Source organism: Joostella atrarenae (genome assembly GCF_021764745.1).
Classification (GTDB): Bacteria; Bacteroidota; Bacteroidia; order Flavobacteriales; family Flavobacteriaceae; genus Galbibacter; species Galbibacter atrarenae.
On record NZ_JAETXX010000008.1, the window covers coordinates 54,827 to 79,799 of the forward strand.

Sequence of the window (24,973 nt, forward strand, 5' to 3'; positions counted from 1 at the left end):
ATTTTAAATTCTTAAGCATTACTACAGATAATTTGTAGCTTACTAATATTATGAAAGTTATAAATATACTTACCTTCAAAAAAAATATTCCATCATATTTCTATAGCATAAAACGCTATGATTAAAAATTGTATAGAGTTTTTAATTTTTTCTCATTGCTATCCTTAATGGCATCAGTAGCTTTAAAATATAAAACAAACCAAAAGTCTCATGATTTTACTTTTATAGTCTGTAGAAAAAATAAATTACCTAAATAAAAAAATCGAGGAGTTTAATCCTCGACTTCTTTAAACATACCAATAATTAAAATCTTAATAATAAGAGGTTATATTTCTATACTCCTAAAAACTGGTGAGAATAAAATTTTTAAGGAATCATTCTTTCTTTAGTGCCTTAATATCAAGAATAAGCTGTTGGATTGATGCCCTATTAAGTCCATTATATATCCCTCTAATGTGCCTTTCTTTATCAATAAGCACAAAGTTTTCTGTATGTAAAAACTCATCATCAGACTTTTTTATCCCTAAATCTTCTTCTACGAAGTATGATTTACGTCCTAAAGAGTATATTTCTTGTTGATTACCAGTTACCAAATGCCATTTATCAGCATCGATTCCATATTCCTTTGCATAATTTTTCAATACTGATACAGAATCGGTTTCTGGTGTTACGGAATGTGATAATAACAGAACATCGCTATCATCTATAAATTCGTCTTGTAGCATAGTCATATTTGAGGTCATTTTAGGACATATTCCAGGACAACTTGTAAAAAAGAAATTGGTAATATAGATCTTATCCTTAAATGTAGCATTTGTTATTACATCTCCCTCTTGATCTATAAAACTAAAATTTGGAATTGTATGTAATGTATCTACAAATTCGCTTTTATCATTCATCCATAAAGGGGTAAAAGTAGCTTCTGTATAATAAGGTAATTCTGTTACTCTACTTCCTGTTTTTTTATCCGTTTTACAACTCAAAAACAATATTAAAAATAGCGTATTAACGACTACTAAACTGTACTTCTTCATCATCCAATTCATAACACAAATTTGCTCTTTTTAAGCCAAAAATTCTTCCGTTTTTAGCTTCATAATTATTATAAATCTTGCCGTTCTTGCGCCATGCACGTTGCAATCCCTCCTCTTTTCCATCAACGATATTCAGCTCTTTAAACTTCTCTCCAGAGCTATACCATTGCTCTTGCAAGCCATTGGCTATACCATTCTCATAAACAGACGATGATCTTAAAACTCCGTTAGACCACCATGTTTTAGAAGTTCCATCTTTCTTACCAGCTTTATAATTTGCTTCAAAACTTAGGAGTCCTGTTTCAAACCATTTCTTGTAGAAACCGTTCTTCTTCCCATTTATGTAAGTTATTGTTTCAGCAACAACACCATCACTATAATAATCTTTAGATACTCCTGTAAAGGGTTTATTTTTATAATAAACCAATCCTAAATTAGGTTTTAGTGTAAGTGAGTCTTTGATAACTACACTTTTAAAACTACCACTATTACTAGTAGCCGGTTCCCCCTGCACCGTATTGCAAGAGAAACCTAAACTACTACTAATAACAAGTAATATTATTCTATAAAACCGTACTTGGACTACCTTGATAATCACCTGGAAAAAGAATATAATATTGATTAAGATATAACTCATTTTGAATATGATAATGATATTCCGCCTCTGTAGCATATTGCGTAGTACTTGTATGTCCGCCAGAAGCATCTAAATCTGTTGGGTAGGTACCTGTAGCATTACATTTTCTTCCATAAAGGAAAAATCCATCTGCAATAACTCCTATCAAACTGTCATCATCCTCAGACCAAGCTTTTGGTTCTAAATGGTAGTGATAACTCTGTGGCCCAGTGTGCGCTCCAGTATAATCTAATGAGCTAACTGCACTATCCAAAGGATCGTTTGGCCCTTCATTATCATTATAGATTACGGCTCCACTTACTGCAATTCCAATTGCTCCCAAACCTGTAGCTGAACTTGTAGTTGCTAAACTTGGGTTTGCAGAAACTGTTAAACTATAGGAACCATTAAAATCATCTATATTTCCCGGAGCCATTTTCATATATGAAATTACAGTAGGCTCTACAAACAATTCGTGATCTGTAGCAGAAGCCTCAGTTACCAATGTATTTCCCATTGGGTCTATAGCGACACGCTCTGTAGTGCTCGACCAGTATGGTGACGTATGATTTGGCATTCCGTTCGTTTCTATTACAACCTCATCTCCATCTAATAAAATAGTTGTGTTTTCTGTATCAAATGCACCATATGCATTATGTAACTCAGCAACTGTATTGTCATCATCTCCATCCGAAGTATCATCATCACTACTGCATGCTACGAAAGCCAATAAGCCTGTAAATAATATAGACCCTATTTTTAAATACTTATTTGTCATGTTTATTATTTATAAGTTTATTAATCGTAATCAAATTAATCCCTAGAAGGTCTTCTACCTTTTGGTTTTGGCGCTTCTTCTAGTTCTTCTTTTGAGATATATCCATCTTCATTAGTATCTATTTTAGCAAAATTATCTTTAAGAGGACCTTCAATTTCTTTTTCTGAAAGTAATCCATCTTCGTTAGCATCCATCTGCTCAAAAACCTCATCTACAGTTGGTGGTTTTTGCTTACGATCTTGATCTTGTGCTTGTACATTTACAACACCTAAAACTGTTAACATTGCAATACTTACTATTGATTTTAATGTGTTCTTTTTCATCTTAATTTTATTTAAAGTTTATATTTAATTTCAAATCAAAGGTGCAGAAAATATACGTATAGGATGAATTTTTTCAATGAACACTAGCATATTTTCAGTGAACACGTATAATTGGTCAGTAAGTACTATAAATGAGACTGTTGAAAAAGCCGATTTTTAAAATCTATTGAAAAATAATTACTTTAATTTGTAGTATGAATAGAATTTTCAGAACAATTTCGCAGATAGTTTTTTGGGCTATAGTATGGGTTGCAATAGGCTCTACACAGGGTCACTCCCTCAATTTTTATACAGAAAACAGCCTTGCGTTTGCTTTTCAAACTTTATTAATAATTGCCGTTAATTACTTATTGGCACCAAAATTAATAATAAAGAAAAAATACTTTGTCTTTATAGCAATTTCGTTGGGACTTATTATCACTCTTTCTTTCTTTTCTTCTGAATTTATACGATCTATAAATCCGCCAGAAATGAATATGCCGGAACGTCCATTCCCACCAAATCGATCGCCAAGAAAGCCTATTCCTTCAGCATTTTTTATTCATGTTTTATTTTTAAGTATCTCGCTTATTATTGCTACTATCATAGAGATTTTAATAGAGAATAAGAAAAAGGAAGAAGCACTAATAATTAGCAAAACAGAAACTTTAGAAACGGAACTCAAACTTTTAAGATCGCAGATAAATCCACATTTCCTCTTTAATTCTCTTAATAATATATATGCATTATCTGCTGTAGATACACAAAAAACACAAGAAAGCATCATTCATCTTTCTGATATGTTACGCTATGTTCTGTACGAGTGCGAAAGACCATTGGTGAGCATCAATAAAGAGGTTACTTATATAAATAATTTTATAAAGTTGTTTCTATTAAAAAGTAGTAAAAACTATCCTATTACTACCAACATAAACGTAGAAAACAATAATTTATTAATTGCTCCAATGCTATTAATTCCATTTGTTGAAAATGCATTTAAGCATAGTAATATCGAAAACATAAAAGAGTCTTTTATAAAAATTACCCTAGAAACTACTAACAATAAAATAACCTTTAAAATAACGAATAGCAAATCTAAAATCTCTACTCAAAAAGATGGTGTTGGAGGAATTGGAATTAAAAACGTTAAAAAAAGATTGTCTATATTATACCCAGAAAAGCATGCTTTGCATATTTCTGATGATGATAATACCTTTACGGTAACACTAAATTTGATAAACGATGTATAGATGTCTAATAATAGACGATGAAGAATTAGCTAGAGCTTTAATAAAGAGTTATATTGATAAGTTAGACTTTTTAAAGCTTGTAGCATCTTTTGAAAGTCCGTTAGATGCTATGCAAATTTTAAAAGAAGAGTCTGTTGACCTTATCTTTCTAGATATCCAGATGCCAAACATAAAGGGAACTGACTTTGCTAAACTTATTCCAAAGAATACTAAGGTAATTTTCACAACTGCTTATTCTGAATATGCTTTGGAAGGTTTTGAGCTCGATGCCTTAGATTATTTATTAAAACCTATTAGTTTTGAGCGATTTCTTAAAGCTGTAAATAAACTCCAAGAACAAAACAATACTCATCCACTTGCTAATGATGAAAACAAAACCATTACTGTAAAGTCTGGCTACGATTTGTATAAATTGAAAGTTGATGATATTCTCTATATAGAAAGCGATAGTGAATATGTAAATTTCTATACTGCTGATAAAAAAATAATGAGTCTACAGAGTTTAAAATCACTTGAGAAAATTTTAAACCCTTCCGTTTTTATTAGAGTTCATAGATCTTACCTTATCAATAAAAATAAAGTAACAGGACTAAAAGGGCGGTTTTTAGTGATTTCTGAAGCAAATATTCCTATAAGTGACTCTAAATTTAATAGTGTGAAAAATCAATTATTCTCTTAACACACCACCCTAAAAATCAAATTATTACCTATTTATCCAAATTGGTCAACCAATTTTACTTACCTTTGGTTATCACATATTTCCTGTCTGGAGATATAACATATATATAAGTTTTTTCCTTTGTTTTATTCATTTATGGAGACTAACAGATATGAAGCTTTAATTATTAAAAAATAACCAACCAAAATGAAAAGACACACCACTTTAGGAGAGTTTATTGTAGAAAACCAAAAAGATTTCCCATATGCTAAAGGAGAATTGAGTGCCCTATTAAGTTCTATTAGATTAGCTGGAAAAATGGTAAACAAAGAGATTAACAAAGCTGGTTTATCTAATATCACTGGGAAAATAGGACATGAAAATGTTCAGGGGGAAGAGCAAGCAAAGCTCGATGTAATGGCAAATGATGTTTTTATAAGCACCTTACGAAACAGAGGTGAAATTTGTGGTATTGCATCCGAAGAAATGGAAGACTTTTTAGGTTTTAACGAAGAGATTCATAAAGAAGCAAAATACATTGTTCTTATTGATCCTTTGGATGGATCTTCAAATATTGATGTGGACATAACTGTAGGCACTATTTTCAGCATTTATCGTAGAGTTACTGAACCTGGAACTCCAGTAAACATCAAAGATTTTTTACAACCAGGAATCCATCAAGTTGCTGCAGGGTATTTAATTTATGGAACTTCCACTATGCTTGTTTACACCACTGGAAAAGGTGTAAATGGATTTACATATGACCCAGCAATTGGATCTTTCTTTTTATCTCACCCCCAGATTAAATTTCCTAATACAGGAAAAATCTATTCAGTAAATGAAGGAAACTATATTCATTTTCCACTTGGAATAAAAAAATATATCCGTTGGATACAGGAATTAAATGAAGAAGAGAGTAGACCTTATACATCAAGATACACAGGATCTTTAGTTGCAGACTTCCATAGAAATATGCTTCTCGGAGGCGTCTATTTATATCCGCAAGGAACTACTGCTCCGAACGGTAAATTAAGACTTTTATACGAATGTAATCCTATGGCTTTTATTACAGAACAAGCTGGAGGAAAATCTACAAATGGGGAGAAACGCATTTTAGAAATTGAACCTACAGAGCTACATCAAAGAGTTCCTTTTTACTGCGGAAGCAAAACAATGGTTGAAAAAATAGAGTGGTTTCTATCAAATGAAAATGACTCATAAAAATAGAAACATTGTATAAATTAATAGGAGGGAAAAATAATCTTCCCTCCTATTGATTCAAAAAAAATATGTCTAACTATCACTTTATATTTTTAGATCTTTATCATATAAAAATTATGACCTCACGGCATTAATTGTGCTGATGGTATTTTTAATAGTATTTGTTATTGCTTTATAATCGTATTCATTTTTTTCATTACTGAAAATAAGGTTAGATCCCATTCCTACACAGCAAACACCAGCCTTAAACCATTTTTCTAAGTTTTCCTTTTCAGTAGAAACTCCTCCGGTAGGCATAATACGAGTCCATGGTTGAGGCCCTTTTATGGCTTTTACAAAATCAGCTCCGTAGATTGCCCCTGGAAAAAGCTTTATAATTTCACATCCCAATTCTTCAGCTGCTGCAATTTCTGTAAGCGTTCCACAGCCAGGCATCCAAAGTACCTTTCTGCGGTTACAAACTTTAGCTATGTCTTCTCTAAGTACAGGAGTCACAATAAAGCTAGCTCCTATTTGCATGTATAGCGAAGCTGCGGCGGCATCTGTAATAGAACCTACTCCTAATAGCATCCCTGGAAGCTCTTCATTTGAAAATTTAATTAACTCCGAAAAAACCTCATGTGCATGAGTTCCTCGAGCTGTAAACTCCACCGCTCTTACACCTCCATCATAACACGCTTTTACAATTTTTTTTGCCGTTTCTATGTCTTTATTATAAAACAAAGGAACTACACCTGTATCGGTTATTTGTTGAACTACTGCTGTACGATTTATATGTTTCATGTAAATATTAAATATTTATCTAGCAACTAAAGCTGCTTCATTTCCTGACATTAATTTTTCAACTTCAGCTACACTTACCAAATTATAATCTCCAGAAATTGAATGTTTTAAACAACATGCTGCGGCTGCAAAATCTATAGCATATTGGAAATTATTAGGTTTATCGAGTAACCCATAAATAAGTCCTCCCATAAAGGCATCTCCACTCCCAACACGATCTACTACTGGAATCACTTCTCTTAGAGTAGCAACATAAGCCTTATTTCTATCATACAGAACACCTCCTATTTTTTGATGTGATGCATTTACAGAATAACGGAGTGTGGTAGCCATTACTTTTATATTAGGGTAATGCTCCAAAAAGTGCATATATACTTCTGGCAGACTATTAATATCGCTATAATCAGGATTTAACTTTTCTAAGCCTGTCATTAAGCAAGCAGTATCTATATCTCCTAAAACGATATCACTATTTCTTAGTAATTCGGGCATTATTTCTTTTGGTTCCTTTCCGTATTTCCAGAGTTTGGATCTATAGTTTAAGTCACAAGAAACTTTCATGCCTCGTTTGTTGGCTGCTTTCACAGCTTCCAAACATACTTCAGCTGCATTTGCTGAAACACCTGGTGAAACACCACTCCAATGAAACCAATTAGCATCTTTAAAAACAGCATCCCAATTTATTTCACCTACAGAAATATTTCCAAAAGAAGAGTCATCTCTATCATATAAAACACTACTCCCTCTAGAAGAAGCGCCGGTTTCTAAATAATATACTCCCAGGCGCTTACCTTTTCTATCTATATAGCTAGTTCCAACATTCTTTTTCCTAACCTCTTCTAGCGCACGAGCACCAAGCTCGTTTGCAGGAATGCTGGTTACGAATTCTGTGGCTATATTAAAATTTGAAAGTGATACTGCAACATTAAATTCACTCCCCCCATAAGTGGCGAGAAAAGAATTAGCTTGTGAAAATCTCAAATGCCTTTCTGTTGATAACCGAAGCATGATTTCTCCAAATGTTACTACTTTCTTTACCATTCAAATTTGAATTTTAAGATTAACTAAATGCTAACCCTCCGTTGATATCTATATTATTTCCTGTAAGGAAAGAAGACTCATCTGAAGCTAAATAAGCTACAAGATCTGCTACTTCTTTTGCTTCTCCTTCTCTTCTTAATGGAGTTCCTCCAGCAACTTTAGTTCTCACTTCATCTTTTGTAAAATCATCATGGAATTTGGTTGCGATCATACCTGGAGTAAGTGCATTTACACGGATTCCTTGTGGTCCAAATTCTTTAGCTAAAGATCTTGTATATGTCATAACTGCTCCTTTAGATGCTGCATACAATCCTGCTCCAGGACCTCCTCCATCACGTGCTGCTTGTGAAGAAAAGTTTACTATCGATCCACCTTCTCCCATTAGAGGTTTAAAAGCTTTTGTTACTAAAAATACAGATTTAAAGTTTACATCCATCAATAAGTTATAAAAATCAAGATCCATTTCTTCGATTGTTTTACGAGCAAAAAGCCCTCCAGCAACATTTACTAAAACATCAACTTTAGATCCGAATGCTTTTTTTGTTTCAGCTACTAAATTATCAATGTCGCTTTGCTTTGTAGCATCCGCATAAACACTAATAGCTTCTCCTCCATCTTTTTTAATCAAATTAACTGTTTCTGCAGCTCCTTTTTCATCGTCAAAATAATTTACAACTACTTTTGCTCCTTGCTTTGCTAGATTTAAAGAAATTGCTTGTCCTATGTCTCTAGCTCCTCCAGTTACTACTGCTACTTTTCCTTCGAATTTTTTCATTTTTCTATTTATTTATTATTTATCATTTAACTTCTACTGGCTTGATTGTTGGTATAAGAACATAAACTGATACCAAGGCTAGCGGAGCCAAAACCGCTATTAATATAAATGCTGGGGTATACGATTCTAGTGTTATTTGGGGAACAAGCCAGTTCATTATAATTACTGAAACTGCAGCTATTGTTCCTGCTAAACCTGCAAGTGTTCCTACAGATGGGCCACTAAATAAATCACTTGAAATTGTTTGGATATTTCCAATTGCAAATTGAAATCCGAATAGTACTACTCCTACTACATATATAAATGTCATTGGGTTTTCTCCTGAAACTAAAAATATGATTCCTAATAACCCTAAAAATATTAATGAAGCGCCTATTGTAATAGCTATTTTTCTTGCTGCGTCAACAGATTTTGTCTGCATTAATTTCCCACAAAACCATCCTCCTAAAATACTTCCAGCCATTCCTCCTAAGTAAGAAATCCATAATGTTGCTCCAATCTGCTCGATACTAAAGCCATATTTAGAATTTAAATATATTGGCATCCAACCAACAAACAACCACCAGATAGGCTCTATAAAGAATCTAGTTGCCAATACTCCCCATGCTTCTTTATGCTTTAAAATATTAGCTACACTTAACCCCTTTTCTTTAGGAGCATCTTCAAGTTCGTCTTTTTTTATTCGGTCATTGAGGATGAGATTGCGTTCTTCTTCGGTAATCCATGAATGTTTTTCTGGTGTTGCTTTATTGATAAATAACCATGGTATTACCCAAAGCAATCCGATGACTCCCAAAATTATAAACGTAGTTCTCCATCCAAATGAACTATATAAAACTGCAATTAAAGCTGGAGCAATAACACTCCCTAAGGAAGCCCCCGCATTGAAAATACCTTGTGCTATAGCTCTTTCTTTTACAGGAAACCACTCTCCATTGCTCTTTACAGCTCCCGGCCAGTTTCCAGCCTCTCCTAATCCTAAGAAACCTCTTACGATTGACAATGAAACTAAACCTTTAGCAAATGCGTGTAATACTGCAGAAAGTGACCAAACAACAATAGAAACTGTGAATCCTAGTCGCGTCCCTATTTTATCATATAATTTTCCAGATAGAAATTTTCCTGCAGCATAGGTTATCATAAAAACATTAAGCATTACTGCATAATCTGATTCGTCCATACCTAAGTCTTTCCCCATCTCTGGCCACATGACTCCAAATGCAGTACGATCGATGTAATTAATTACCGTGGCTAGACCTATTAAAGCAATAATCCACCATCTTAATCCTTTAACTTTCATATGTTTTCCAATTAAGTCGATTATTCTTAAAAACTGGGCAATACTTTCTACTCAAGCCTGATTTATAAAATCATACTCGACAAAATAAGTAATGCTATTTTTAGGAAAATAGGGAGTCTGAAACGACTTATATTTCCTTATTAAATAATCAATGTTTAAATTCTATTCTTTTTTTTAACGAGATTGTGCGATCTCAGTATTTCCAGTTACATCTATATTGTAACAATATTGATACAGGCTTTTAAAATGAACCTTCATTTTTTCTTTAGCCAATTTTGGATCCTTATTCTTTATAGCCTCATATATCTCTTTATGCTCTTTAATTCCTATAATTGCCTGATTATCATCACAGACATGATACTTTTCAAAATTGGTAATTATCTCTGGTGTAATAATTAACATAAAAGTATTCATGGTACGGTTTCCGCTAGCTTTTGCTATGGCCAGATGGAATAACAAATCTTCTTGCACTGCATCTTTACCATTTAATACTTTCTCTTCAAAAGCATCCAAAGCATCTTTCATCTTCACCAATTGATCTTCAGTTCTCCTTAAAGCTGCTAACCTAACAGTTTTTAATTCCAAAAGAATTCTAGTCTCTACCAACGATTTAAAATCTGGATTATCTAGACTTAAAATATCAGAAACCATCCCATTTAAAGCAATAATACCGATATTGGCAACAAAAGTCCCACTTTGCGGAATCGACTTCAATAAACCATAAAACTCTAAAGTTTGAATAGCTTCTCGTAAGTTATTTCTACTCACCCCAAACTTTTCTGCCATCATTCTTTCTGAAGGCAATTTATCTCCAGGCTCTAGGTTTTTATAATTTATTAGTTCTCGTATCTTAGAAATTATTTCATTCCTAACATCTTGATTTTCGATTTTATTTAAAGCTTCAATTTTCATTGTAAATACGTTAAATTATAAAACGTAAAATTGGTTAACCAGTTTGAGTTATCAAATTTATAAAAATAAAGTTTAACAAAAAACTATAATCATTAATAATTATATACTATTTCCTCACTAAACTAGCCTTAGTTTTATCAATTTGATATTGATATTTGCCGGCCCCCAACCGGCAAATACCAAAAAGCACTAACTAAAATAACAAATCTACCTCATAACAATTATCATATAAAAACTATTAACTTGGCGGGTAACATAGTAATAGTTTCGATTCTATTTTAGATTTAAAAATAACTTCTCCTATTGCTACCGACATAAAAAACTCATCTCCTTGTCGGTAAGCAAATTCTTTACCATTACAGTAAATTATTCCTTCTCCATAATATATTACTACTACATAGAAATTTTCTTGCTGTTTAATGGAATATTCTCCATTAAGGCATAATTCACTAAGACCAAAACAATTAGTATGCGCATCGTTAAAGATTGTACTAAAAGTATATTCATCTGAAGTATCTATTGCTCTAGGAGCAACTTTCCATTGATTAAGAGCCTCCTCATATGTATAGCCATCATAATGAAAGCAATCTAGCATTTTTTGTTCACCTACTCCTTGATGAATCAACTCATCTGATATCTCCAATCCGGTAGGAGTAATTCTTTCTACACGCATTGTATAATCTGTTGGCTCCTGTACTTCCATTAAGAAACATCCACTCCCAATAGCATGTGGAACACCTCCATATATCATAAAAGCATCTCCTGGTTTTACCTCAATCCTATGTAAACTATTAAGCATGCCTTCTATGTCTTGACTTAAAAAAAGTTTTTCCCATTTTTCTCTGGTTATTCCTTTTTTAAATCCCATATACACAACGCTTTTCTCACCGTCTATTTCTCTGGTATTTAAAACATACCAAGACTCTGTTTTACCATACGATGAAGAAAGTACATGCTTAGCATAATTCTTATCTGGATGAACTTGAATAGTAAGACGTTCACGAGAATCTAGCATTTTTATTAATACTCCAGTAGAGTCAAATTTTTTAATAAAATCTTTCCCTAAGAAAAGCTCTTTATCTGAATCGATAATATCCTTGAGAGATATAATACCATTATCGGTTTCGATTTCAGAAAGTCCTTCCCCTTCTGATCTATTATTTCCTCTAGCAGTTATGGTAGACATAATCCATTCTTCTGGAAAACTGTTATCAACCTGCTGCTTTTCTTCCTTCCATTTATCAATTAAAGCACCTCCAGAATAAGTACGCCACACCCTGTTTGTTGACTGCTTTAGTGGCATTTTTGCATATTTCTGTAAATCCTTATTATTCATGTTTATTTTATTAATTCAATTACTCCTTTGATTCCTGTGATAGAAGTAAAAATTGCAAAGATCAAAATGACCGTTAATATTATATTTGATTTAATACCTGCTTTATAAACTCCCATTAAGTCTTTTCTATTTACGAGATAAAAAATTCCAAGAACAGTTAGTGGTAAAATGATTGCGTTTAACGCTTGTGAAAGTATCATCACAAATACTGGGCGGCCATTAAATATAGGAACCACCAATCCCAATAAAGAGATTAAAAAAACAATAATTCTATATTTCGGTAAACTCATATCCCTTTCAGACTCATTATAATCACAAATTAACCATGGTAACATTAATATGTTAGGAAATTGTGATGAAACACCAGCCGCTATGATTCCAATTGCAAAAATAGACGAGGCTAAACCACCAGCTAAAGGTTCTAATAATTCAATCATTTGTGAAGCTTCAGATAGTTGTATTCCTTCTTTATATAAAGTCCCTGCCGCAGCTGCCATGATAGATCCACTTATTAAAAACATTAAAGTAGCTGAAAAACGGGCATCATTCTTTTGCTTCTTTAAATCTCCTACTGTCCAACCTGCTTCTTCAACCAAAGTTGTTCTAATTATGAATAAACCTGAAAACACCGTTGTTCCTATTAAAGATGCAATTACAAGTAACGGACTTCCGCCTTCATTAATTGTTTCTGGCACGTTTGGTATAAGTCCTTTTAAAATAGCTATTGGCGGAGGCATCATAATAAAAAAATTAATTAAAAAACTCGCCGACATTATAGCTACAATTACTGCTAATGCTCTTTCAAAAAATTGGGTTTTACCATTCCAAAATATGTAATAAACCAAAGAAATAAAGAACAGTGCAAAATAAATTGGAGATATACCGCCAGTAATCACACTTTTTGACCACTCGTAACATATATCTGCTACTATTCCCATTACGCCCATAACACTCCCACAAACACCAACTGTTAAGGCTATTATGAAAAAAATACCGACTCCTGGGTGTATATGGTTTTTAAATGCTTGTAAAGCAGTCTCTCCAGTAACAAGCGTATATTTACCATATAAATTAATCATGAAATAAGTAGTTAAACAAGACGCTACAATGGTCCAAAGCAAAGACATTCCATAAACAGCTCCAGCATTTGCCATTGCTGTAACACTCCCTGTACCTATATTGAGTCCCAGTAAAAATATCCCTGGTAAGAATAATGCAATATAATTGGACAGCTTAGAGCGCCATGATTTTTTATTATGTACCATGCTTTTGTTTTCTGAAATTAGTAGTTAAAAAAGGGTAATCATCCTTATTTTTAGTTGAGTATAAATAACTCAGTAATGATAGAAACGGCAACCCATTTCTATATTAATCTTGAAAATTTAGAATTCATTACCCTTTTTACTTCTAGTAACATAACAAACTAACTCAAAATCAATTATAACGACTAGACACTTATTAATACCCTGGATTCTGAGGCAATAAATTAGGATTTCTTTCTAACTCATCTTCTGGCAATGGTAATAAGTAATCATCAGCAGTAAAAAACGGTTTTGCTCCTTCTAATCCTGATGCACTAAATGCCTCATCTCCTAATTGTCTTCTTACTATATCATACCATCTTTTACCTTCGAAAGCAAGTTCTAATCTACGCTCTTCCATTATATCGTCAATGGTAACTGTTCCTGTAAGATCTGCTGGCACAGCACTCGCTGGAAAAACATACTGAATGTCAGCTCCAGTTTTTGTAGCTCCACCCATTCTTGCTCTACTTCTTACTTGATTTATATAATTTAAAGCAGCACCATTATCTCCTAATTCTACAGCAGCTTCAGCGGCAATTAATAATACTTCAGCATAACGAATCATTGAATAATTGTGACTTGTTGCTCTAGCATTTGCACGTGCATATTCCCCAGGATAACGCATGTATTTTGCTATATAAGGATTGTTTTTAGCAAACTGGTGACCACTAATATCAAACTGAGTGTAATCTACAACAGTACCACCAATAGACGCTTCATCATCTAAACTAACTGCTCTTCTGTAGTCTCCACTATCCCATGTTGTATACACTTCAAGTGTTGGCACTGCAACAGACCATCCTCCACCGTCATTTCTATCATCCCCACGAATACCTGTCATCGGTGCTGTTTGGTCATAGGCATTATTTTCAGCCTCAAAATTATTATAATCTAAAGCAAATATTGGCTCTGGAGAAGCATCTATAACTTCTGCATTAAATAAATTTTGAAAGTTAGGGTCTAATGAATATGTACCACTTTTTATAACTTTTGTAGCATAATCGTACGCACTCTGAAAATCTGCCGTATTACTTGTTCCTGCTCTTGTTAAATACACTAAAGCTAAGTAAGACGAAGCAGCTCCTTGAGAAGGTATTGCTGCAGATGCTGTATTTTTTGGCAGCCAAGTTTCCGCATATTCTAAGTCGGCAATAATTTTCTCATATACTTCTGCAACTGAAGATTTTTCAATATTAGAAGTAGCATCTACATCTGTTATTGGCTCGTCAATGTATGGAACCTCCCCAAACAATCTAACCAAATGGAAGTAATAAAATGCTCTTGCAAAGTAAGCCTGAGCTGTTATTGGATTTTTTATAGCATCTGAAGCGTCTACATCTTCAGCTCCAGCAATCGCTAAATTAGCGGCTGCAATTCCTTGATATGCTTTTGGCCAAAATTCAATCAACATTCCGTTATTAGCTAATGTTGTGAATTCATTCATTTCTACTCGTCTAGTTTCATTAGAAGCTAGACTTACCATATCTGATCTTAACATTAATGCTATGGAAAGTTTTCTTCCCCAAAATGTTTCGTTGATAGCATGTGTAAGCGAACCATCTACCGCTGCTTGAATATCACTTGGCGATGCAAAAAATCCTTCAGGAGCTAAAATCCCTACAGGCTCTTCTTCTAAATCTGAACACCCTATCATTGATATTCCCATTAATAATAAAAGTATATATCTATATGTTTTCATTGTATTCTTTTTTTATGATTAAAATTTCACGCTAAGGCTCATATTAACAGATCTTACAGTAGGATAGTTTCCAAAATCGAATCCTTGTGCCGTATTCGATGAGAAATTATTACTTCCTTCTGAACCAACATAATTTACTTCTGGATCTAAACCAGAGTAACTAGTAAAAGTCAACAAATTCTGTACACTAAGAGATAATCTGAAGTTTTCCATTCCTAATTTTTCTACTAAACTAGATGGGAAATTATACCCTATAGCTAAATTCTTCAATCTTACGTAACTACCATCCTCTACAAATCGAGAAGATATTTCTCTGTTACTATTATTTCCAACTCTTGGCACATCTGTATTGGTATTATTAGGTGTCCAAGCATTGTTGTAATTATCTTGAGTTGTATTGGCATCTCCATTAGATAATTGTACGTTCGTCATATTAAAAATCTCTCCTCCTTGAGAACCTTGAAAAAAGATATTCAAATCGATATTTTTATATGAGAATGTATTTGTGAAACCCCAAGTGAAATCTGGATTTGGATCACCAATAGTTGTTCTATCAGCTTCAGTAATGTCTCCACTATCATCTATATCTGCAAATAATGGATCTCCTGCAACCCCTCCGTTTAAAGTAGCTGTACCTTCTGGTGCAGTTCCACCTTGATAAACTCCAGCATAATCATAACCCCAGAATAAACCTACAGATTCTCCTTCTCTTAACACATAACTTCTATCATGAGAAAAATATGATGGAGCTGCATTTCCGAAGTAATCTAAACCTCCAACTAAGCTAACAACTTCGTTATTGTTAAATGCGATATTAAAATCTGTTCTCCACTGAAAGTTTTCATTAGAAATATTAATCGTGTTTAAAGAAACCTCAACACCATTATTATTAATCTCACCAACATTTGTTAGAATTTCATCATCTAAATAACCCGTATATTCTGGTAAGGCATTATTTATTAATATTAAATCTTTGGTATCAATGTCATAATAATCTACTGAAAGATTTAATCTGTTGCTAAAAAGTCCTAAATCAATACCGAAGTTAGTTTGGTATGAAGACTCCCACTTTAAGTTTGGATTCGCAGGACGGTCTGGAGTAACTGCACTAACAGTTTGCCCGTTGCTAGACGCATAAATTCCTTGTATCCTTGCTAAAGACTCGTAAGCACCAATAGAAGGGTTACCAGTAACACCATAACTAGCTCTTAATTTTAAATTGGTTATAGTCTGGCTATCTTCCAAAAAGCTTTCATTAGAAATTTTCCATCCTAAAGCCCCTGATGGGAAAACAGCATACTTCTCGTTCTCAGCAAAGTTTGATGCACCATCTCGTCTAACTGTAGCCGTGATTAAATATCTATCATCAAAGTCATAGTTTAAACGTCCAAACTGAGATTGAATTTCAACTTCAGAAATAGAAGAGTCTGGCTGTAAAACATTTGTTGCTGAACCAAAACCATAATAAGAAAAACTATCAGAAAGAAATCCTGTTGCTTCCATATAGCTATATTCGGAAACCGATTTTTGGTAAGAATAACCTCCTAATAAAGTTAAGCTCCCTTTCCCTATTTCTGCTTTATATGTTAAATAATTCTCACTTAATAATGTAGTATTTTTATTATACTGAATAGATGCTCTTCCATCGTTACCTGCAGAAGTAATTTTTAAAGTTGAAGGAGAGAAAATACCTCTTGTTCTATTTTCTGTACTAAAACCAAATGTTGATTTAAAAGAAAGGTTGTTTAGAATATCATAACCCGCATATAAATTCGCTCTAAATTTATCTGTCTTAAGTTCATCTATACGCTCTGTAGCAACTGCATATGGATTATCCACAGGATCTCCAATAGAGTTTCCTGCATTATAAGTACCATCAGCATCGTAAACTGGCTGATCTGGAGCATATCTTAAAGCTAGCGTTATAACGTCATCTCCCCCTGCAGAAACAGAACCATCCGATTGTGTAGCAGCTCCATTTTTCTCTTCTCTACTACCAAAAAGATTCATTCCTAAGTTTAATTTGTCTGTTACATTCGCATCAACATTAGATAAGAATGTTAATTTCTCGAAATCAGAATTAATTAAAACCCCTTCCTGTTGGAAGTAATTTGTAGATGCATAGAAGTTTATATTATCTGAACCTCCAGAAACAGAAAGTTGATACGTTTCTGTACTTCCAGTTCTATATATCAAATCTTGCCAATCTGTATCCGCTGGCCCTTGAGTATAAGCACTTGTGCTTTGCGTATTAGCTCTAATATCGTTTTGGTAATTGGCAAACTCATCTGCATTTAATAAGTCTATTTCATTAGCAGTATTCTGCATAACGTAAGACGTATTAAACTCTACATTTATTTTACCACTTCTACCCTTTTTAGTAGTTACTAGAATTACACCATTAGAACCTCTAGAACCGTATATAGCTGTTGCCGATGCATCTTTTAAAACTTCCATAGAAGCTATATCTGTAGCTTGAGGCATCGAAGCTCCTACAAATCCATCTACAACAATAAGCGGATTACTACTAGCATTTATAGATGTATTACCTCTAATTTTTATACTGATAGGTGCTCCAGGCTCACCACCATTATTAGACTGAACAACAACACCCGCGGCACGTCCTTGAAGCGCTTCTTCCGCATTACCAGTAGGAAATGCAGTTAACTCTTCTGACTTTACTGAAGACACAGCTCCCGTAATGTCACTCTTTTTTTGAGATCCATACCCTACAATAACTACCTCATCAAGCTCTTCTAAATCTTGCTCTAATGCAATATCAATAGTTTCTTGACCTGAAATTGTTACGGTTTGCTCAATAAAACCAATAAAGCTAAAAGAAACTTTATCTCCATTTTTTATGTTTATTGAGTAATTACCGTCAAAATCGGTAACAACCCCATTTCTACTATTAGCAACTAGTACATTTACTCCAGGAATTGGAACTCCATCTGATTTGGATACAACTGTACCACTTAGTAAATATGTATCTTGTGCTATACCTGAATAATGACATACAATCATTATCAAAAATATAGTTAACATCTTGAATTTCATAAGTTTATAATATTTAGTTAGTTTTAAATTTTAACAAATAATCCCTAGGGATAACTTAGTATCCTATTCACTATTTACTTAAATGTAATTGGTGTATTAACTTTTGAAGTTACTTATGAAAATATGTATCTTTGTAACTTCAAATTACTTATTAAGTAATTGCATGTTTAAATTTACTTCTTAACGAAGTTTTACAAAAAGGATAGGTGTGCGCCTGTCCTTTTTTTTGGTGCTAAAATCAATTTTTCATGTTGAGCTTGTTTTCATAATTTTCAATTAATCATAATTGGTTTACCAAATTGGTTTACCAAATATATGTTATTTAAGTGTTAACTAAAAATGTTTTTGGTAAAATATTGTAGTTAAAAATGCTTTTTTAACAAAAAACTGCACTCAAAATAATCAGTTAGACAATAGCGTGACTTTTATTCCATAAAATCTTCTCTAATAGGACTAAAAACATCTATTAACACTCCTTCCTCTTTACAAATAGCTCCGTGCATTTCGTGTGGTGGAATGTAAAATGAATCCCCTCCTTCCATCAATTTTGTTTCTCCGTCAATAGTAAGTTCGAACTTTCCACTCACTACATAGGTAACTTGAGAGTGATAATGCTCATGCATGGAACCTACGCCACCTTTATCAAAGTGAACTTTTACAAGCATGATTTTATCATCATAGCCCATAATTTTTCTTTTCACTCCTTCAGCAACTTGTTCCCATTCCATTTCAGCTCCTTTGATAAATTTGTCGCTTGTTCCGAATGTTTTTTCCATTTTTTATTTACTTTTTATTTAATTAATAGGTAATAAGGCCCTTTCCAACTAAGGTCAGTTCCGTTTATTTTTATTGAATGTTTTTCTTTTACTTTAGCATCATTATTTGCTATAGCCAAAACTATTATCTTATCTGTAATTGTTCTTATTTTTACCACAGTATATGCTTCATCGGATGGTAAAACTTCAATAGTTTTTATACTACTAAAAGCATTACTAGCTTTTTCAGTAACGGCATTATAACCACCATGCTTTTCTATAACTGAAGCAAAAATAGCGTTATCTGTGTTATTCTTTCTGATAACAAAACCTGGATCTCTCCGTAAATTAAATTCTGGATCTTTTGCTCCTAAACGAGTAAAAAACAATTTGTATTTTTCTGAAGTTGAACTCGTAAGTGTATAAAATTTATTATTTGACAACCAACTAAAACTAGCTGTTTCTTTATTGCTACTCCCAGAAGCCTCTTTATACAGGTGTTGATATCCATTATCTGTTCCAAAAGGAGTCAAACTAGAAAAGCTATCCATTTTAAAATCTGTACTTATTATTTGTCCAAAGAAATAGTACGGTAAATCAAATTGATGTTTCTCTTCTGATGAAACTTTAAAAATGTCTATTGTCAGCGGATTTTCAATGCCATCTATATTTACCAATGCCATTGTTCTATGAAGCTTTGTTCCTTGATATGCATTACTATCTTTCACACTGACGATCTGAATGTTATCATTTGAAAAATCTGAAAAATATTTTAACGGGTTATACTTACTTCCTGTTTCATAATCTCCATTAAAATGCGATTTTTCATCTTGAACAATAGTATTATGAGCTATTGTTTGTTTTGCCCAAGTAGTATTCTCCTTTAAATACCCTCCTCCATTCTTCTGATCTATGTTTACAAAACGAGCCAAGCCATAATCCTGAATTATCTCATCTCCATCTGAATATAAAGAAAAAGAAAGCTTGTCGTAATGCCCATGACTACTTCCTTGAGATGTATATTTAACGACTAAAGACATTGGTGTTTTCGATTGTAGAGGTCTTAATATTGATATTCCCCCTTGATTTCCTTTAGGACCGTCTAATAATTCTATAGATTTCTTAATTGAAGATGTAAAATCACCTTCAGCAACACCTTTAGCCACAGCTAATCCCGCAGAACTCAATGTAACAGATTGCTGCTTTTTAGCAATCTCTAAAAGTGACGGATCTTGATCTCCATAATAATATGCAATATCAACAGCATTAATCATAGCTCCTGTATAATAAGACATTCCCTTTTGTGCATCATTTAAAGGGAAGAAATCCCCATCTGAATCTGTTAATTGCACCAAAGCACTCACGGCTTTAATCAACACATTATCTTTAAATTTAAAAATATCTTTATCCCAACCTGTATTATAAAGCCCTTCAGCAAAAACCATAAATGGATACATGGCATAACGCTGGTAATATGGTCCTTCTGTATAATATCCCGAAGGAGAAAAAGCCTCGTAAAGATTTGCCATAAATCCAGCTTTTCCATCAGCATCAAAAATGGTTCCCCCGTCGTTATCCTTCTCTGATAAGTCTAAATTTTCAGTATCCAATCCATAAAGCGCTCTATTTACCAAGGTAGTATCACGCATTGCTAATCCGATCATTCCTACAGCTGCATTTCCCCATGTACTATGATTGTGAATACGATTAAAAAATTTAGGGTTTTCAATTGATAAGAAATCAGCAAAAGGAATAAAAAGCTCAGACTCTAAATAATCTCTATCTTCTTCAGATAACCAATCATAAATACTATCATACGCCTGACTCATATATACCAACCAATTGGCATCATTTAAACATTGCCAGAAAATCTTCCCTCTAGAATAAGACCTTTCCTCTGGATGCAATGGTAGTCCTTTATAAATTTTAGCATATTCAAAAAGTACGTCTTTCGTAAACTCTGCATACTTTTTATCGCCTAGAATTTGAAATAATACTCCCGCTTTCTGAAGGATATAAAAGTTCTTCTTATGACGTTCATGTGTATATCCTCCAGCCATATCTTTAGGGATTGGCACATGAATTCCTGTAGCTATATCTGCATCGACTTCTTCTTTAGTCTCTTTTAACGTAGCATCGAACAAAGGTAGATTCCCTAATTCCTTTTTAATAGAAGCTACTCCTTGTTTTGTTAATATTAAACTAGGATGCTCTTCCGTAGAAAATTGCTTTTGAGCATATATGCAGTTAGAAAAAACTACACATATTAATACTATTAAAAAGTTGTTATTTACCTTCTTCATATTATAATTTTTCTTTTATCAAGCCAATGCTTTTCCCATCTGTAGCTTGATTATTAAGCTTTGATTCTTTAGATACTAAATATGAATCTGTAAATACTGGAGTAACATCATAAAGCTCCTCCATATTATATTTTTGATCTCCTGTTACTATTGGTTTAGGCGTGTTATGAAAGTTTAAATTAGAAATATCTACTATCGGCTCTCCAACTACCAAATGCGCCTTTAAAGTCTTAGAATCTGAGAAAATACTATTCTTCATATCCACAACCTGCACGCCATATAAAGAAACTGCTGCATCTTGAGTGTTTCTTTTTCCCTTCCCTACATTATCAAAAACACAATGATCTAACTCCAAAAATGGTCCGAAAGTACTTTCATCTTTTCCTCCTCTGTATAAGTTTAATGCAACCCCTTCAATATTAGAATATAAGTTATTCTTTAATATTACATATTCCGCATTATAAATTCCAATATCTTCAGTTTCCTTATTTAGTGAGATTACATCACCAGTAATTTTATTGAAGTTAGAGTTTTTAATACTAATGGTGTCTGCAAATGTATTTTTATACACTTTTATAGCATCAAAAGAATGGTTTACATCAAGATTTATAAAGCTACAGTTATCTACAAAAAGCTTGTAATTGTCATTCATAGAGTACTTACTCGTAGTAATAACTGAATTTCCTGTTCTATCTGGTGCATTCTTCCCGTCAAATACAATTCCTGCTACAGATAGCTTACCTCCGTTGGCAATTTCAAAAACATTTTTCTTTTCGAATAAGATTGTTGCCTTCTGATTTTCATCTCCAATAAAGCTTAATGGCTTCTCAATCGTTATAGTTTTTGTTAATTGATAAGGAGCTGTAGATTCTAATTGAAGAATATCCCCCGCTTTTGCATTTGCAACTGCTTCATTAAGGGTATTTAATCCTGGTTTTACTTTAATGACCTCACCACTAGATAACGCAGGTTCCGCATCTTTCTTGCTATACCAAGCTACTCCAGTTGTTTTCTTTGATGGAATTGAATCCCCTATGGTAGCACCAGCTTTTATATCTGCGGAAGCAGTAAACAATCCGTTTTCATCTTTTACTAATTCTAATTTTTTCTGAACAAATCCACCTTCTGTTAGTGGTTTTACATTAGGACTGATAATGTTATTGTCAAATGAAATCCCAGAAATATCATCATAAACAGTAAATAACTGATCCTGTTTTTCATTATAAAAGATATTGTTTGCTATCACAGAATTTATAGGTGTTGCACTTCGTTCTTCATCGCTCCCCGCGCATAACTGAATATGGTCTGAATTTATAAATGTATTATTTTCTACTCGTGCATCTTCCACTTGAAAGTATCTATTTATTGGAGAATTTGGAACGCCATTCATCATCACAAAAGCACCTCTAAAACGATATCCTGTAATACCATCTAAGTAATTATTAATAACTGTTTGCTGACCGTTAATTACTCGTATCCCCCCAGTATTAGGCTTTCTATTACCTAAGAAAACATTTCCCTCTACCCATGTTTCATTTCCATGTCTCATGGTTAATGTTCCTTTACACTCATAAAAAATATTATTCTTAAAGGTGTTCTGACAAGACTTATTTGAGATAATTTCAAGCTCCCCACTACATCTATCAAAATAGTTAGATGCTACTAATGTTTTGGAATTGGTTAACGAATAATGACTTGTTCCTATACGTAACGTCTCTCCCCCATTAGAACCCAAAGTAGGCCTTGGACCGAAATAATTATGATCTATTTTATGATTATTCTCACGACTTTCCTCTGTATTTAATCTAACAGTCATCGTCACTCCTCTATTTCTCTTCCCTGATAAATGATTGTGATCTATTCTGTTATTCTTACCATAAATCGCAACCCAAGTATCTGGCTCATGCCTTTCTGGATTACTAAAATTATCTATCACACACTGGGTGAGTCTACTATTATTTGCAAGATGATCGTTATCTTTTTTAAAAGAAATAACTTCATTTGTTGGAGTAAAACCATCTTTAAAAACCAAACCTTCAACAACAAGATATTCTCCTGCTAATCTAAGGTTAGAGTTACCCGTAAAAATTACTTTTCCTTTTTCTTCTGCTCGTAATGTAATTAAACTATCTACTTTCCCTTGAGCTTCAAAAAGCAATTCTGAATCTTCCCAGATTCCATTAGCTAATATTAAAGTGTCTCCAGGTTTAACATTACTCAGCGCACTATTCAGTTCTTCTACATTTTTAATAGTAGCTACTTCTGTTTTTGGAGCACAACAGAACATTGTAAATCCTATTAATGCTAAGTATAAAGTTTTAAAGTTTTTCATAAAATAAATTGGTTTACCACTTTGGTTGACCAAATATATGAATAATTAAATTTTATCCAAATTAATTAACGATAAAATAAAAAATAGCCTAATAAAATATCAATTACTCACTATGCTTCTTAACTTTTAGAACCCCTCGCAAATGAAGCGCATAAAAAAGGCTGCCAATATTGGCAGCCTGGTGTGGTTATTAAAGACTATAAGTAATTATTCTAATTTTAAAAGTTCTATTTTTCGCTTAATCAACATTTGGATATATTTTCTTAGCTGCATACGATCTATTTGTGCACTCTCTATGTAAGCTTGATTATATGCTTTTTTTGCTGAAGAATAATCATCAAGCTTTTTATAAACGTCTCCTAATAAACTAGTAATATTAACTCGTTCTAAAATAGGCATATTTGTATCTGTTAACGATTGAATTATCCATTTCTTAGATTCCTCATTTTGCTCTTTAGTTATATTATTTCCTCCTGCTTCATACATTACTTGCGCAGAGCGAGCGAGACTCATAGGAGATAATTGATCACCTTGAAGCTTAAAATACTGGTTCTTTAATGAGATATATTTATCTACATCTTTATCTTTAAAAAGCGCATAAATAGCATCACAATTAGTTTTAGATAGTTCATATTGATTACCATTATTTCCTTCAATTGTATTATACGCAAGCTTCATATCTCCATTTATACGTTCCAAAGGAATCATATAATCTTTATCTCCATTCTTTGCAAGTCCTTCCGCTAGTTCTGTGTTGTATTGAATAACATAAAACGCTACAGGTTCACCCACCTCTTCAAGATAACCCTCCATATGATCAACTATGTATTCCATAATTTTATCATTCATCCCTTCAGGCTTATGGAATTTTTTAATGATTACATAATCTTCTTTATTTACTAGTCCATCTCCTTGAGTCATCTTAACATCGATGTAATCGTTGAACACTCGATCTACTCTTACTACCCATTTCTTTTTGTTAATTCCTTCCTGAAGTGTTACAAATGCAGGAGCTTTACTTAAAAGTTCTGCCATTACTTCAAGATTTTCATCATCTTTTTGGTATTCCTCATAAATCTCCTCAAAACTCTTAACATCTCCAGTTACTGTTTGCGCCATCTGAAACATATTATCGATATCTAAAGAACCACTAACCTTAGACAAAGCGTTTTCATTAGCATCAACAAACATAAGAGTTGGCATAGATGTGATTTTGTTTTCTTTTACAAGTTGAGAATTAATTTCATTCTCAACATCTACTTTTACAGAAACAAAATTTTCGTTAAAAAAAGCTCCTAATTTCTCATCCACATATACATTTTTATCCATCATTTTACAAGGAGCACACCAATCAGCATAAAAATCAATAAATAAAGGGACATCCCTTTTTTCAGCCTCAGCTAAAGCTTCTTTATAGGTTCCTTCAAAAAAGCTTACACCTTGGGCTTGTACTTTATTTATAGCTATTACGGCTACAAATATTAATGTTATATATAATCGATTAATTTTCATTTTTA

General features: G+C 33.0%; 20 protein-coding genes. 3 read left to right on the forward strand and 17 right to left on the reverse strand.

Annotation, left to right across the window (positions count from 1 at the left end; all coding sequences use genetic code 11):
• Positions 1 to 374: 374 nt before the first annotated feature.
• From JM658_RS12110 to JM658_RS12125, 4 genes are read right to left on the reverse strand one after another with little or no spacing between them, the layout of a single operon-like run.
• Positions 375 to 1,037, reverse strand: a complete 663-nt coding sequence (locus tag JM658_RS12110) for an SCO family protein (protein WP_317207875.1) — start codon at positions 1,035 to 1,037, stop codon at positions 375 to 377.
• On the reverse strand, positions 1,006 to 1,548 hold the full coding sequence (locus JM658_RS12115) for a toxin-antitoxin system YwqK family antitoxin (protein WP_236959533.1): 543 nt from the start codon (positions 1,546 to 1,548) through the stop codon (positions 1,006 to 1,008). The genes JM658_RS12110 and JM658_RS12115 overlap by 32 nt, the downstream gene beginning before the upstream one ends.
• 49 nt (positions 1,549 to 1,597) lie before the next feature.
• Positions 1,598 to 2,428: a YHYH protein gene (locus tag JM658_RS12120; protein WP_236959534.1), complete on the reverse strand. Its 831-nt coding sequence runs from the start codon at positions 2,426 to 2,428 to the stop codon at positions 1,598 to 1,600.
• Positions 2,429 to 2,463: 35 nt separating this feature from the next.
• Complete coding sequence (locus JM658_RS12125) at positions 2,464 to 2,751, reverse strand: EF-hand domain-containing protein (protein ID WP_236959535.1); 288 nt, start codon at positions 2,749 to 2,751, stop codon at positions 2,464 to 2,466.
• A 194-nt stretch (positions 2,752 to 2,945) separates the two neighbouring features.
• Here JM658_RS12125 and JM658_RS12130 point away from each other — a divergent pair, with 194 nt between their 5' ends.
• The 3 genes from JM658_RS12130 to fbp all read left to right on the forward strand — a co-directional run bounded on the left by JM658_RS12130 (position 2,946) and on the right by fbp (position 5,859).
• Positions 2,946 to 3,980, forward strand: coding sequence for a sensor histidine kinase (locus tag JM658_RS12130; protein ID WP_236959536.1), 1,035 nt, complete (start codon positions 2,946 to 2,948; stop codon positions 3,978 to 3,980).
• Positions 3,973 to 4,659: a LytR/AlgR family response regulator transcription factor gene (locus JM658_RS12135; RefSeq protein ID WP_236959537.1), complete on the forward strand. Its 687-nt coding sequence runs from the start codon at positions 3,973 to 3,975 to the stop codon at positions 4,657 to 4,659. The genes JM658_RS12130 and JM658_RS12135 overlap by 8 nt, the downstream gene beginning before the upstream one ends.
• Before the next feature lie 186 nt (positions 4,660 to 4,845).
• Positions 4,846 to 5,859 (forward strand): class 1 fructose-bisphosphatase, encoded by a 1,014-nt coding sequence (gene fbp, locus JM658_RS12140; RefSeq protein WP_236959538.1) that lies wholly within the window; start codon positions 4,846 to 4,848, stop codon positions 5,857 to 5,859.
• Positions 5,860 to 5,973: 114 nt separating this feature from the next.
• On the opposite strand, the gene JM658_RS12145 is transcribed toward fbp, so the two are convergent.
• The 13 genes from JM658_RS12145 to JM658_RS12205 all read right to left on the reverse strand — a co-directional run bounded on the left by JM658_RS12145 (position 5,974) and on the right by JM658_RS12205 (position 24,968).
• The gene (locus tag JM658_RS12145) at positions 5,974 to 6,642 is read right to left on the reverse strand and encodes a bifunctional 4-hydroxy-2-oxoglutarate aldolase/2-dehydro-3-deoxy-phosphogluconate aldolase (RefSeq protein ID WP_236959539.1); all 669 of its coding nucleotides are present in this window, start codon (positions 6,640 to 6,642) and stop codon (positions 5,974 to 5,976) included.
• Positions 6,643 to 6,657: 15 nt separating this feature from the next.
• Positions 6,658 to 7,683, reverse strand: coding sequence for a sugar kinase (locus tag JM658_RS12150; RefSeq protein WP_236959540.1), 1,026 nt, complete (start codon positions 7,681 to 7,683; stop codon positions 6,658 to 6,660).
• 19 nt (positions 7,684 to 7,702) lie between these two features.
• A complete protein-coding gene (locus tag JM658_RS12155) occupies positions 7,703 to 8,458 on the reverse strand; it encodes an SDR family NAD(P)-dependent oxidoreductase (RefSeq protein WP_236959541.1) in 756 nt (251 codons plus the stop codon).
• Between the two features lie 22 nt (positions 8,459 to 8,480).
• The gene (locus tag JM658_RS12160) at positions 8,481 to 9,758 is read right to left on the reverse strand and encodes an MFS transporter (protein WP_236959542.1); all 1,278 of its coding nucleotides are present in this window, start codon (positions 9,756 to 9,758) and stop codon (positions 8,481 to 8,483) included.
• A 174-nt stretch (positions 9,759 to 9,932) separates the two neighbouring features.
• A complete protein-coding gene (locus JM658_RS12165; protein WP_236959543.1) occupies positions 9,933 to 10,670 on the reverse strand; it encodes a FadR/GntR family transcriptional regulator in 738 nt (245 codons plus the stop codon).
• Positions 10,671 to 10,908: 238 nt separating this feature from the next.
• Positions 10,909 to 12,006, reverse strand: coding sequence for a type I phosphomannose isomerase catalytic subunit (locus JM658_RS12170; protein ID WP_236959544.1), 1,098 nt, complete (start codon positions 12,004 to 12,006; stop codon positions 10,909 to 10,911).
• A gap of 2 nt (positions 12,007 to 12,008) precedes the next feature.
• Complete coding sequence (locus tag JM658_RS12175; protein ID WP_236959545.1) at positions 12,009 to 13,271, reverse strand: Nramp family divalent metal transporter; 1,263 nt, start codon at positions 13,269 to 13,271, stop codon at positions 12,009 to 12,011.
• A gap of 193 nt (positions 13,272 to 13,464) precedes the next feature.
• Positions 13,465 to 15,009: a RagB/SusD family nutrient uptake outer membrane protein gene (locus JM658_RS12180; protein ID WP_236959546.1), complete on the reverse strand. Its 1,545-nt coding sequence runs from the start codon at positions 15,007 to 15,009 to the stop codon at positions 13,465 to 13,467.
• An 18-nt stretch (positions 15,010 to 15,027) separates the two neighbouring features.
• Positions 15,028 to 18,054 carry a SusC/RagA family TonB-linked outer membrane protein gene (locus JM658_RS12185; protein ID WP_236959547.1) on the reverse strand — a complete coding sequence of 1,009 codons (3,027 nt, stop codon included), beginning with the start codon at positions 18,052 to 18,054 and terminating at the stop codon, positions 15,028 to 15,030.
• A 437-nt stretch (positions 18,055 to 18,491) separates the two neighbouring features.
• On the reverse strand, positions 18,492 to 18,842 hold the full coding sequence (locus JM658_RS12190) for a cupin domain-containing protein (RefSeq protein WP_236959548.1): 351 nt from the start codon (positions 18,840 to 18,842) through the stop codon (positions 18,492 to 18,494).
• 14 nt (positions 18,843 to 18,856) lie between these two features.
• Positions 18,857 to 21,124, reverse strand: coding sequence for an alginate lyase family protein (locus JM658_RS12195; protein ID WP_236959549.1), 2,268 nt, complete (start codon positions 21,122 to 21,124; stop codon positions 18,857 to 18,859).
• A 1-nt stretch (position 21,125) separates the two neighbouring features.
• Complete coding sequence (locus JM658_RS12200; protein ID WP_236959550.1) at positions 21,126 to 23,456, reverse strand: polysaccharide lyase 6 family protein; 2,331 nt, start codon at positions 23,454 to 23,456, stop codon at positions 21,126 to 21,128.
• A gap of 207 nt (positions 23,457 to 23,663) precedes the next feature.
• Complete coding sequence (locus JM658_RS12205; protein ID WP_236959551.1) at positions 23,664 to 24,968, reverse strand: thioredoxin family protein; 1,305 nt, start codon at positions 24,966 to 24,968, stop codon at positions 23,664 to 23,666.
• Positions 24,969 to 24,973 lie beyond the last annotated feature (5 nt).